This window comes from Arthrospira sp. PCC 9901 (assembly GCF_059013425.1).
The window spans coordinates 4,462,766-4,474,771 of sequence record NZ_CP102296.1; the positions used below are offsets into that span (position 1 = coordinate 4,462,766).

Annotated in this window: 11 protein-coding genes and 1 pseudogene; 8 read left to right on the forward strand and 4 right to left on the reverse strand. The window is 47.1% G+C overall.

All coding sequences use genetic code 11. From position 1 onward, the window contains the following. Nucleotides 1-122 precede the first annotated feature (122 nt). Nucleotides 123-1,073: a DMT family transporter gene (locus tag NLZ44_RS19770; protein WP_006625762.1), complete on the reverse strand. Its 951-nt coding sequence runs from the start codon at nucleotides 1,071-1,073 to the stop codon at nucleotides 123-125. A 53-nt stretch (nucleotides 1,074-1,126) separates the two neighbouring features. Between NLZ44_RS19770 and NLZ44_RS19775 the strand changes: the two genes are divergently transcribed. Further along, a complete protein-coding gene (locus NLZ44_RS19775; protein WP_315644928.1) occupies nucleotides 1,127-1,915 on the forward strand; it encodes an MOSC domain-containing protein in 789 nt (262 codons plus the stop codon). 105 nt (nucleotides 1,916-2,020) lie between these two features. On the opposite strand, the gene NLZ44_RS19780 is transcribed toward NLZ44_RS19775, so the two are convergent. Then, nucleotides 2,021-2,608, reverse strand: a complete 588-nt coding sequence (locus NLZ44_RS19780; protein WP_493750889.1) for a PAP/fibrillin family protein — start codon at nucleotides 2,606-2,608, stop codon at nucleotides 2,021-2,023. 156 nt (nucleotides 2,609-2,764) lie between these two features. On the opposite strand from NLZ44_RS19780, the gene NLZ44_RS19785 reads away from it, so the two are divergent. Continuing rightward, nucleotides 2,765-5,137, forward strand: coding sequence for a tetratricopeptide repeat protein (locus NLZ44_RS19785; RefSeq protein WP_493750890.1), 2,373 nt, complete (start codon nucleotides 2,765-2,767; stop codon nucleotides 5,135-5,137). Next, nucleotides 5,115-5,296, forward strand: a pseudogene (locus NLZ44_RS19790) (hypothetical protein). The gene NLZ44_RS19785 and the pseudogene NLZ44_RS19790 overlap by 23 nt, the downstream one beginning before the upstream one ends. A 416-nt stretch (nucleotides 5,297-5,712) precedes the next feature. Here NLZ44_RS19790 and NLZ44_RS19795 read toward each other — a convergent pair. Beyond that, a complete protein-coding gene (locus NLZ44_RS19795) occupies nucleotides 5,713-6,237 on the reverse strand; it encodes a peroxiredoxin (RefSeq protein WP_062945938.1) in 525 nt (174 codons plus the stop codon). Between the two features lie 177 nt (nucleotides 6,238-6,414). Here NLZ44_RS19795 and NLZ44_RS19800 point away from each other — a divergent pair, with 177 nt between their 5' ends. From NLZ44_RS19800 to NLZ44_RS19820, 5 genes are all read left to right on the forward strand, one after another. Further along, nucleotides 6,415-6,867 (forward strand): Fur family transcriptional regulator, encoded by a 453-nt coding sequence (locus tag NLZ44_RS19800; protein ID WP_315639729.1) that lies wholly within the window; start codon nucleotides 6,415-6,417, stop codon nucleotides 6,865-6,867. A gap of 283 nt (nucleotides 6,868-7,150) precedes the next feature. Then, on the forward strand, nucleotides 7,151-8,134 hold the full coding sequence (accA, locus tag NLZ44_RS19805) for an acetyl-CoA carboxylase carboxyl transferase subunit alpha (RefSeq protein WP_493750891.1): 984 nt from the start codon (nucleotides 7,151-7,153) through the stop codon (nucleotides 8,132-8,134). Nucleotides 8,135-8,294: 160 nt separating this feature from the next. After that, a complete protein-coding gene (locus tag NLZ44_RS19810) occupies nucleotides 8,295-9,020 on the forward strand; it encodes an SDR family oxidoreductase (protein ID WP_493750892.1) in 726 nt (241 codons plus the stop codon). Nucleotides 9,021-9,080: 60 nt separating this feature from the next. Continuing rightward, nucleotides 9,081-9,800, forward strand: coding sequence for a GTP cyclohydrolase I FolE (folE, locus tag NLZ44_RS19815; RefSeq protein WP_006625752.1), 720 nt, complete (start codon nucleotides 9,081-9,083; stop codon nucleotides 9,798-9,800). Nucleotides 9,801-10,349: 549 nt separating this feature from the next. Then, complete coding sequence (locus tag NLZ44_RS19820) at nucleotides 10,350-11,783, forward strand: phosphoglucomutase/phosphomannomutase family protein (protein ID WP_493750893.1); 1,434 nt, start codon at nucleotides 10,350-10,352, stop codon at nucleotides 11,781-11,783. Between the two features lie 43 nt (nucleotides 11,784-11,826). Here NLZ44_RS19820 and NLZ44_RS19825 read toward each other — a convergent pair whose 3' ends face one another. Continuing rightward, a complete protein-coding gene (locus tag NLZ44_RS19825; RefSeq protein WP_006625749.1) occupies nucleotides 11,827-11,961 on the reverse strand; it encodes a hypothetical protein in 135 nt (44 codons plus the stop codon). Between the last annotated feature and the right edge of the window lie 45 nt (nucleotides 11,962-12,006).

The following is a 12,006-nucleotide window of genomic DNA, read 5'->3' on the forward strand; positions in this document are numbered from 1 at the left end:
ATGCGATCGCCAATCACCATAGTTATACCAGTCCTAGGATAGTCTAATCCCTTTTCGCGATAGTAGTGTGTTCCTTAACCTTGATTTAGCCATAATTGCAGCTAGTCCCTTCTGACAAGGTGTTAGGGGGTTGCCGTTTCCTGTGGGTTAGATTGAGTTTTAGAGGCATTGTTGCCGCGCGTAGCGATCGCCACCCCCGTTAGAATGACTATGGCTCCTAATATTAATCGCCTTGAGGGAACTTCTGCAAATAGCAGATAGCCCAAAAAACTCGCCGCCACAGGTTCTAGTAAAATCGCCAGTGTGACTAAGGTGGGGGAAGTACGGTTAACCGCCCAATTAAAGCTGGTGTGGCCAATTAGTTGGGGGACTAATCCCATCAGGATTAGATAAAAATAGACTGTGGCAGAATGACCAGTATAGTTAACTCCCCATAGTAGGGGTAGGGGTAGCAAAATCATCGCTCCTACAGTATAGGCGATCGCTATATATGCACTGAGGGATAGTCCCCGCTGTTGTGCTTCTCTTCCTAACATCAGATAAAGGGCGGCGGTGATCGCACCCATTAGGGCTAAAATATTCCCGGCGATCGGATTACTAGCCACTGTGGATAATTTAGCATCTGCTAAACCGATGATCATACCTCCACTCAGAGCGATCGTCATTCCTAATATGGTCGCTTTCCCAGGTCTTTCGTGCCACCATAGCCAAGATAACACCGCTACCCAAATAGAACTGGTAGTTACAATAGTAGTTGATGCCGCAATCGATGTATAAGATAGGGAAGTTATCCAGACAGAAAAATGGGTGGCTAAACATATTCCAGCGCCAATGGCGTAGAATATCGCCTCTCGTTTATAGGTGCGCCAGGAAACTCTCCCCCAGGTAGGGGTCAGCAATAAAGCCGCAATAGATAGCCGGGAGGCGGATATTAGCAAGCTAAACCCTACCCCCCGCAGCCCCGCTGCATCAATGGCTAAACGCACAAAAATTGACCCCGTAGAGATGGCTACCACACCAAGAAAGACGATCGCTATAACTAGCCAATGGGGGGATTTATTTAAGGTTTTCATGGGGTGGGTATCTGATATGGTTTGATATATGGTCTGATGGAGTTGGATAGCCGATGAAGATTAACACAATATTTGTACATCCTGTTAAGGGTTTGACCGCGCAAGTATGCGATCGCGTCCAATTGGTAGAAAACTTTGGCATTCTTGGCGATCGCGCATTTGCTTTGATGTTTACAGATATGGGAGACGCGCAACCCCTGACTCCCTGGCTATCAAAAAAGCATTTTGCTGTTCAAAATGATTGGGGACAGTTAGCTAGTCTCAATTGTGCTTATGATACTACCAGTCAGACCTTAGAAATTACCAAAAATGGCGAATTGTTGGCTGCGGCTAATTTAGGGACTGAAACCGGACGCGATCGCATTAGTGCTTTTTTCAGTGAATATCTACACTCTCTCACCCCTAGTACCTCTGCTAGACATCCCCAATATAGTCCTGTGCGTTTGGTGGGAACCACTACCGGGGACACTCGCTATCAAGACCGTCACCAAGGACAGATTTCTATTATTTCTCAGGCTACCCTCGATGATATTGCTGAAAAAGTCGGGGTTAATTACATTGATCCGCGCCGTTTTAGAGCGAATTTTATAGTTGATAATATTCCCGCTTGGTCGGAATTTAACTGGGTAGGAAATCGCCTAAAATTGGGATCAGCTTTGGTGGAAGTCACCGCGCCTATTGGTCGCTGTCTGAATATTGATGTTAACCCAGATACAGGCGATCGTGATATCTCTCTCCTCTCTCAACTCTCCGCCAAATTCGGACACGCTCAAACTGGAGTCATTGCTAAAGTTATCACTGGTGCAGTTGTCACCACTGGAGAAACCCTAGCAATTAAATAGTCTCAATAATTGATTATTACAACCTCCTATAAATCAATTTAATTTTGCATAAAATAACCCACCCAACCATCAATTATAATAATCCCTAGGGTAGGGCTATGGGTATCATTTAACTTTGGTGAGGACAAACACACTACCAACATTGCCTCTGCCAATCCGCATATCTTCGTCTAAATAAGTAATATCTAACCATCCTTGTTGTTGCTGTTCTTGGAGGGTAAAATCTACAGCCAAGAACTTTTTATCAGATTCAATTTCATCAATAAACTGGTTAGGGTATTGATAGGATATGAGACGCTGTAAGCCGATAACAAAACGGTTAAATTTGACCTGAAATCGCTTTTGAGAAACCGCTTCAAACCGGGCAGCCACACTAACCATGCCTTCCAAATAGGGGATGCCGACAATTTCAGCAATGTTGTAAATTTTGCCATTGCGGGCGCGAATACATTGATAAATCTGCCCCAAATTATAAAACGGAAAGCGGTCAATCCCCAAGAGTTCTTGGCTGTTGGTGTAAAGTAGTCGCCAATTGCCATCTAATAACTCAAGTGCTTCTACAGGTCGAGGGGTGGGATTATAATCTTCCAATTGAGCGATCGCAGAGAGAATAGCAGTTTTGTCGCTCTCTGTAGCCAGTAAACCTCGATTTTTCCCGGCAATGGCTTCTAATAAAGTCGCTTTTTTGAGCATATCACAATGTTTTGGGGATAAATTTAGGGAACCAAGGTGGTTTTCAGGGCTAGTTTAACCTGCTATAATGGCTATCAATGCCATAGTATAGCGAGAAAAGTACCGACCTGCCCCTACAATGTGCCAAAATCTGAAATTTTCTTGAGGCTAAACTGAATGCTTCCTAAAGTTATTGGTGGGCGCTACAAATTACTACAAAGGATTGGAGGAGGAGCATTTGGCCAGACCTATCTGGCCGAGGATAGTCAGTTGCCTGGAAACCCAGAATGTATCGTTAAGCAACTCAAACCTCAAATTACTGATCCAGCAACCCTGCAAACAGCTAGAAGGCTATTCAACAGCGAGGCTCAAGTATTGCATAGCTTAGGTTCGCGCCATCCTCAAATCCCGACATTGTATGCTTACTTTGAAGAAGACCAGGAATTTTATCTGGTACAGGAGTTAGTAAGGGGGGAACCCCTAACAGAAGAACTACCCCCTGGCAGCCATTGGACAGAAGCTCAGGTAATTGACTTTTTGGAGGATATTCTGTCAATTTTGGATTATGTCCATCAGCAAAACGTGATCCATCGGGATATTAAGCCCTCTAATATTATGCGACGCCATGCGGATCAAAAGTTGATGCTGATTGACTTTGGGGCGGTTAAACAAATTCAGAAAGCAGCCGGGGGTAGTGATTCTAATTTGACCGTTGCTATTAGTACATACGGCTATTCGCCACCAGAGCAACTTCAGGGGAAACCCCATTTTAGTAGTGATTTGTATGCGGTGGGAATGACCGCAATTAGGGCTTTAACAGGTATTCACCCTCACCAATTAGAACGAGATCAGACGGGAGAATCAATCTGGAAGCCGAAAGCCTGTGTTAGTGACGGACTCTGTGCTATTTTAGACCGGATGGTGGCATCTCATCTGGTCGATCGCTATCAGTCCGCCGGAGAGGTTTTGGCTGACGTGCAACGGCTTAGACAGGTGGTAAATGACCCAACTATGCTCACCAATGCCGGGGGAGTAGTCGCCGCGACTCAAGTGCGCCCCCCCGCCACTGGGGGAAATATTTATGGGGAAGAAACCAGACAACAAACCATGACGGGGACTGGAGGGGCAAATAATTTACCTCCAACTATTGCACCCTCAGTTAGTCCGGGTGTGGCGCAGTTGCCAACTCTGGTTAAGTCCAGTCCGACAAAGGTTTCCAAAGGGTTATCGGTAAAAGGATGGTATGTCGGGGCGGCTTTGGCTGGGTGTGGGGTGTTTTTGGGATTGTTTGAGCTAGTAGTGCCGACTTTTAGACCTGCTTACTATGTGCGACGGGGTAATCAACTGTTAAACGATGGTAACACCGAAGATGCTCGCAATATGTTTGTTCGCGCTACTGAAATTCAACCTAATCATGCGACTGCTTGGGCGGGTCAAGCCGATGCTTTGGCGGAATTGGGAAGGCACGATCGCGCTTTGGTAGATTATCAAAAAGCTCTGGAACTAGACCCGGAAAACTCTGATGTGCTGACGAGTAAGGGAACATTACTTTACCAAATGGGAGAACCCCAGAAGGCTTTAGATGCTCATGAACAGGCGATCGCTATTGATCCTAATAATGCCAGGGCTTGGCATGGTAAGGGTATTGCTTTAATTGGTTTGCAGCGATACGATGAGGCGGTGTCGGCTTTTGATCAGGCGAAGACTATTAGACCATCTGCTCCTAGTGTTTGGCAAAGTAAGGCGATCGCTCTGGAATATCAGGGGAAAATGGCTGAGGCGGCGCAGGTGTATTCGGAAGCACTGGCTACCTATGATGATATTTTGAGAGAACAACCTCGACGAGCCGAAATTTGGGTGGAACGCGGTTCTGTACTGAGTAAGTTGGGCCGCCATGAACAGGCTTTAGAGTCCTATCAGAAGGCTTTGGAAATTAACCCACAGCACTTTCAAGCCTTACTACAAAAGGGCAATGTCTTGTTTTCTCCCCTGGGACGTACTGAAGAGGCGGTGACCATATCAGATCGCGCTATTGAAGTTCAGCCAGAGTCTCATCTAGCTTGGCATAATCGAGGCTCTATCCTGGCTGGTGGTCGGGGAGATTTTGAAGGGGCGATCGCCGCCTATGACCGAGCGATTGAGTTGCGGCCTTCCTTTGTCCCGGCTCTACGAGATCGGGGGTTTGCTCTCAGCCAGTGGAGTCAGGCGCTAAGGGCTGAAGGAAATACGTCAATGGCTAATTCCAAGATTAATGCGGCTCTGGAGTCTTTCGACCGGGCTTTGAATATTAATCCTAATGACCATCAATCATTAGTGGGTAGGGCGATCGCTTTTAGTCATCAAGGGCGCTATAACGAGTCGCTCAATGCCTTCGATAAAGCCCAGGAAATTCAACCCCAAGATCCCTTGATTTTGGTGAATAGGGGTTTAGTTTTGGAAAGAATGGGCCGATATAACGAGGCGATCGATGCTTATGATGAAGCTCTGAAAATTCAACCCGGTTTCCCCCCGGCGGTGCGATCGAAAAATCAATTGCAACAGCGCCTATAATTCACGTAAAACTCCTGGGAGGGTTGGAAGCTCCGTGATTTATCGCGGAGAGGAAAACCGACTCAAGCGGCTTTAGCCGCCAGCACCCCCTTGCGGGGTGGAGGGGTATGGTTGCCCCTCCATGGAGCTATGGTTGGCTCCGACTCCCTTGCGGGGTAATGTTTGCGCTTGCGCTAACGCGCACGCTGCGCGAACGCCAATGTTCAGAGTCGGTACTATCCAAATCGCACGTCCTTAACCCCTTAGAGATGTTTAACGATTCGGTTCTAGGGCCTGGAACTAGCACGCATTCCAGGGTAGGAACTTTAACTCTTGCTCTGAACGTAGCCAGTTAAGGCTATAGCTGGTCAGCTACCTGAAAGGGGGGCACGAAGCCCCTGTGCTTCAGCCGGGGGTGCTGACTGATAGAAACTTCGGGAGTTTTCTCCCCAGACTGCCAAGGACTGGGGGGGATTAATATAGACGTTATATATGCGCCCACATTTTCCCACGCTACTATATTAGCTAAAATCCCCAAAAATGTCAAGGGGAAATATCGAGAAACCCCCCTGATAATGAGGGGGGCGTTGGAGGGATTAACCTTTCAGATAAGCCAACATGGTATCAGCATCAGAGACTTCAAAGGGGTCTGTGGGGCAGTTATCGCCGAAGTCTGGTTCCACAAAGATTTTCTCAATTTTGCCATCGTTAACGACCATAGAATAGCGCCAAGAACGCATCCCAAAACCGAGGTTAGACTTATCAACCAACATCCCCATTTTGCGGGTAAATTCGCCATTACCATCAGGGAGTAAGAAGACTTTTTCAGCGCCTTGTTGTTTACCCCATTGGAACATTACAAAAGCGTCATTAACAGAAACGCAGACAATCTCATCAATTCCTTGAGCTTTGATCTCATCGTAGAGTTCCTCATAGCGGGGTAGGTGTGTGGAGGAACAAGTAGGGGTAAAAGCACCAGGTAGGGAAAAGACGACAACTCGCTTACCGCCAAAAATTTCTTGGGTGGTTCTGTCTTGCCAACGGAAGGGGTTAGGGCCACCTACGGACTCGTCACGAACGCGGGTTTTGAATACAACGTCGGGTACTTTTTCGATAACCATAGTTTGTTGAGGAAATTTACTAAAAATGTTCTTAACTAAGAATAATTCTGATTTGTTGATTTGTAAATGAGTATTTATAACTATTTTAAGAATGAGTCTGATTTCAAGTTGACTCTGGACTAGAAATAGATATAATGGGGACATGAGTAGCCAAAATCAAACAAACAGCGATCTGAGATGGAGAGTGGACTAGAGCGAACAGAAATTGTCAAACGGCTGAAGGGGAAGGGTTTAAAGGTAACTCCTCAGCGTTTTGCGATCTATGCTAATCTGTTGTCTCGTGCTGACCATCCCACGGCGGAACAACTGCTGACAGATTTAAATAAGGATTTTCCGGTATCTTCTCAGGCGACAGTTTATACTTCTGTGCAACTACTAAAGGAAGTGGGGTTAGTGCGGGAAGTGTTGCTGGAGCAGGGGGTAGCCAGGTATGATGGAAATGTAGCGCCGCATCACCATTTTCAGTGTCGCCAGTGTAAAGCGATCGCAGATATTGCTTGGGAAAAACTCTCGCAAGTAGATCTGAGCCAATTAGGGTCAGGTTTAGTGGCGGAAAGTTACGAAGTGACAGTGCATGGTTTATGTGAGAATTGCGCCGGAGAAAATGCCCAGAAAACCGATGTAGAATAGCAATTCTGAGGCGAGAGCGCCAAAAAGATATGAGCGAGACAGCCTGATACCAATTGGTGGTATAATTAGGGGCAATCGGAGCAAAATAGTAGCCGTGGTGGGCGAACTTTTGTAAAAAAGCTAGACGCTGTGATTGACCCAAAATTGGCTGGTCCAAGGTTGACAACGGCGGATGAAACAGGAAGCCTGGGCTGTAGGGGGAAGTGGGAAACTCACCCCCACCTCAGCCCCAGGTAAATCACCAAAAGATTGTACTTACTCGCTACTAAAGGTTAATTGAGGCGTGGCCACACCCAACCGCAAACCAATTTTACTAGATTTTGAAAAGCCCCTAGCCGAACTGGAGGCTCGTATTGATCAAATTCGCCAACTGGCGGAGGAAAATGGGGTTGATGTTTCTGATCAAATTCGGCAGTTAGAAAGCAGGGCGACCCAACTGAGACAGGAAATATTTAGTAGCCTGTCACCGTCGCAGCGTCTGCAACTAGCGAGGCATCCACGTCGCCCCAGCACCTTAGATTATATCCAAGCGATGAGTGATGAGTGGATGGAAGTACATGGCGATCGCCGAGGGTATGATGATCCGGCGTTAGTGGGGGGAGTAGGGCGTTTAGCGAATCAAGCGGTAGTAATGCTAGGCCATCAAAAGGGTAGAGACACTAAAGATAATGTGGCTCGGAATTTCGGCATGGCCGCCCCGGGAGGTTACCGGAAGGCGATGCGACTGATGGAACACGCCAACCGCTTTGGTATGCCAATTTTAACCTTTATCGATACTCCCGGAGCCTGGGCTGGGGTAGATGCGGAAAAATTAGGTCAAGGGGAGGCGATCGCCTATAATTTAAGAGAAATGTTTAGCCTAGATGTTCCGATTATTTGCACAGTGATCGGTGAAGGAGGGTCAGGGGGAGCTTTAGGTATAGGAGTAGGGGAACAGCTATTAATGCTCGAGCATTCTGTGTATACAGTAGCCACCCCAGAGGCTTGTGCTGCCATCCTTTGGAAAGATGCAGGCCAAGCGCCCCAAGCCGCTCAGGCTCTCAAAATTACTGCCCCAGATCTCAAAGAATTAGGGATTATCGATCAGATTGTACCAGAACCCGATGGGGGAGCGCACAGCAACCCCCTACAGGCCGCTGAAAAGCTCAAGCAATGTCTGGTAAGGACTTTGGGTGAATTAATGTCTTTAACCCCTGAGCAGCGCCGAGAAATGCGCTATCAGAAATTCCGCCAGATCGGGGTATTTTCGGAGATAGTTCCGGCATAAGTCAGGGAGGCATTTCAGGTATTTTTGGTCAAAATTTTGCGCGATTGTATTTATGAGAGATATAATGTCTGAGTAACAAATTTTAACAATTATCTCACAATCAGCAATTGCAGCAGTTGTTAAATCAGTTAAAACCAAGCAAACCTCATCCAAACCGTAAATGAGTTCACCCCCAGAACGACGAGCGCTAATCACAGGGGCCAGTAGTGGCATTGGCAAGGAAATTGCCCTAGCCTTTGCAGATATTGGCATTCATGTCGCGTTAGTGAGTCGATCGCTAGAAGCATTAGAGGTCGTAGCCGAAGAAGCCAGAAAAGCGGGAGTAGAAGCGAAAGCCTACGCCTTAGACCTATCCAAAACCGACCAAGTTCACGCGCAAATTGCCACCATTTCCGCAGCCTTTGGCCCCTTCAATATTCTAGTGAATAATGCAGGCATGGGCTATACAGAATCCTTGGCTAATACACCTTTAGAAGACTGGCAAAAGATTATAGATTTAAATTTGACCAGTGTTTTTGAATGTATTAAAGGTGTATTACCAGGAATGCGAGAAAAAGGTGACGGAACCATAGTCAATATTGTTTCCATTGGTGGTAAGCAAGTCTTCCCCAATTGGGGTGCTTATTGTGTGAGCAAATTCGGATTAATGGCGCTATCAAAAGCCCTAGCGATCGAAGAGCGACCCTATGGAATCAGAGTGACCGCATTATGTCCTGGGTCTGTAAATACTGGTTTATGGGATACAGAAACTGTGGAAGCTGATTTCGATCGCAGTTTGATGTTAACCCCGTCAACCGTTGCTAAATCAGTTGTACACACAGTGCAACTGCCGCCAGAAGCTACCATTGATGAACTGATTTTAATGCCCAATATCGGTACGTTCTAAATGTGTAATTCTGTTATCTGTTAACCATTTCACTTTGTTCTGAATTGTTTTCAATTTATTATGACCATCGCATCGTCAAACAGTTTTAATTCTGCCGATACATCTAATCCCAATGGCATGAAAAATGTAGATAACCAGAGTCGCATTGCCACCCGTCCGGATCGGAGTTCTTCTTGGCACGCCAGCCCTCAAAACCTGGGCAGGAGGGAAGTTACTCAGGAAGAAATGATGGGTGCTGTAGAAACTATTTTGTTAGGGGTAGGGGAAGACCCAGAAAGGGAAGGACTGCTAAAAACCCCGAAAAGAGTCGCCGAAGCCATGCGATTTCTGACCAACGGCTACAGTCAATCCCTGGAAGAACTGGTAAATGATGCCATCTTTGACGAAGGACATGAAGAGATGGTTTTAGTCAGGGATATTAATTTCTTTAGCTTGTGTGAACATCATATGCTACCCTTCATGGGTAAAGCCCATGTGGCTTATATTCCCAACCAAAAGGTAATTGGATTAAGCAAACTGGCTCGTGTGGTAGAGATGTATTCCCGTCGCCTTCAGGTGCAGGAACGTCTGACCCGACAAGTAGCCGAAGCTATCCAAAGCGTCCTAGAACCCCAAGGGGTAGCGGTGGTGATGGAAGCAAGCCATATGTGTATGGCAATGAGAGGGGTGCAGAAACCAGGTTCTTGGACAGTTACCAGTGCCATGATTGGTGTCTTCCAAGATGATCAGAAGACCAGGGAAGAATTTTTGAATCTCATCCGTCACCAACCTTCCTTTTAACTGATTTAATACTCCAGCCTGACCTCAAGTAGGGGAGGGTTCACGAGTAACGGGGGTGGAAATAGAGTCGCGCGTAGGAAAGGAACCCGCCCTCACAGTCTGTCTGGGAATGGGGGGCGGTTTTCACAGACAAATCTCCCGAATCCAGAACAATAATGGTAGGGGCGGGTTCCGCAGTAAATTCTCGGACCTCACCAGGATATTAATAAACCCGCCCTCCGGGTTCCGCAGTAAATTCTCGGACCTCACCAGGATATTAATAAACCCGCCCTCCGGGTTCCGCAGTAAATTCTCGGACCCCACCAGGATATTAATAAACCCGCCCTCCGGGTTCCGCAGTAAATTCTCGGACCCCACCAGGATATTAATAAACCCGCCCCGCTCGGCGTATTCCTCACTATAAGAGGCTCGAATCGGCTAAACAGAGGTAATACTCGCGCCGTGGGAGAAGCCCGCACCATAGTCTGGCATGGGTGGCGGGTGTACGTCACTTAATAGAATCACCCCCGATGGTGCATAGTTTGGCAGCTTTCTAGCTAGGATAACCCAATGACTCAACCCATTAAATTTGGTACTGATGGCTGGCGAGGCGTAATTGCTGATGATTTCACCTTTGAGCGAGTTAGGTTGGTGGCTCCGTTGGCCGCAATGGTGCTACAACAAACGTTTCCCGACACCGGCAATAAAACTATAATTGTTGGTTACGATCGCCGTTTTTTGGCGGAAGAGTTTGCTGGGGCAGCGGCCGCAGCCATTCAACAGGCGGGGTTTGATGTTAAACTTAGCAGCAGCTATGCACCAACTCCCGCTTTTAGTCTGGCAGCCTATCAACAGCAGGCTTTAGGGGCGATCGTGATTACCGCCAGCCATAATCCCGGTAAATATTTGGGACTCAAGGTGAAGGGCGGATTTGGTGGTTCAGTGAATCCTGATGTCACCCAAAAGATTGAAAGCCTTTTAGATAAGCCTCTTTCAGATGCCGAGATTCCTGGTAGTTTGGAATCCTTCGACCCTTGGCCGGGATATTGTGAAACTTTGAGATCCAAAGTCAATATGGCTGCTATTCATGAGGCGATCGCTTCTGGAAAGTTGACCGTGTTTGCTGATGTGATGCACGGTGCGGCAGCCGGAGGACTGGGGCGACTGATTGGCGATGGTGTACAGGAAATTAATAGCGATCGCGACCCGCTGTTTGGCGGCGGCGCACCGGAACCTTTACCCCGCTATTTGTCCGAACTGTTCCGACAGATTAAAAGCCATGCCCCCAAAGCTAATGGAGTCACAGTCGGGCTAGTTTTTGATGGAGATAGCGATCGCATTGCAGCAGTAGACGGCCAGGGAAATTTCCTCAGTTCTCAGGTTCTAATTCCGATTCTGCTAGAACACCTATCAACCAGACGGGGATTTACTGGGGAAGTAATCAAAACCGTGAGTGGTTCTGACCTAATTCCTCGGATAGTAGAAATGTTTAACCTGCCATTGTACGAAACCCCCATTGGCTATAAATATATTGCTGATCGGATGTTATCCAATGCCGTACTAATTGGCGGTGAAGAGTCCGGAGGCATTGGTTATGGCAATCATATCCCCGAACGGGATGCACTCCTGTCAGCCCTTTATGTCCTAGAATCCGTCGTAGAGTCAGGGGAAGACCTGAGCCAAACTTATCACCGTCTACAGCAGCAGGTAAACTTCAGTTCAGCTTACGATCGCATTGATTTACCCTTAGCTAGTATGGATGTGCGTCAGAAGCTAGTCACTGAGTTAGATAATAACCCTCTGACAGAAATCGCTGGCGTGAAAGTAGTTGATTGTCTGACTGTAGATGGTTACAAGTTCCGATTAGCCGATAACCGTTGGTTACTAATCCGCTTTAGTGGTACCGAACCAGTCTTGCGCCTTTACTGCGAGGCAGATAGTATGGAAACCGTAAAGCAAACCCTAAATTGGGCTAAGGATTGGGCGTTAAGCCATAATGCTTGACCTTAGACCTCATCTAATGATGCCAAGCTAGTTAGAACCTGCGTCAGTAGTTGATGGTTTCGGGTTTCCCGTTAATTACCTCAACCTGACGCACCCTAGTTAGATGCCAAATTGGCGATCGCGCCCCGTTATCTCTAATAACTGCCCAACAGTGCCTAATAGTCTGTCCTCTTGTCAAGTTAAGTGTACGATTGTGCCTTTCCTGTTTTAATGAATGAGTGGA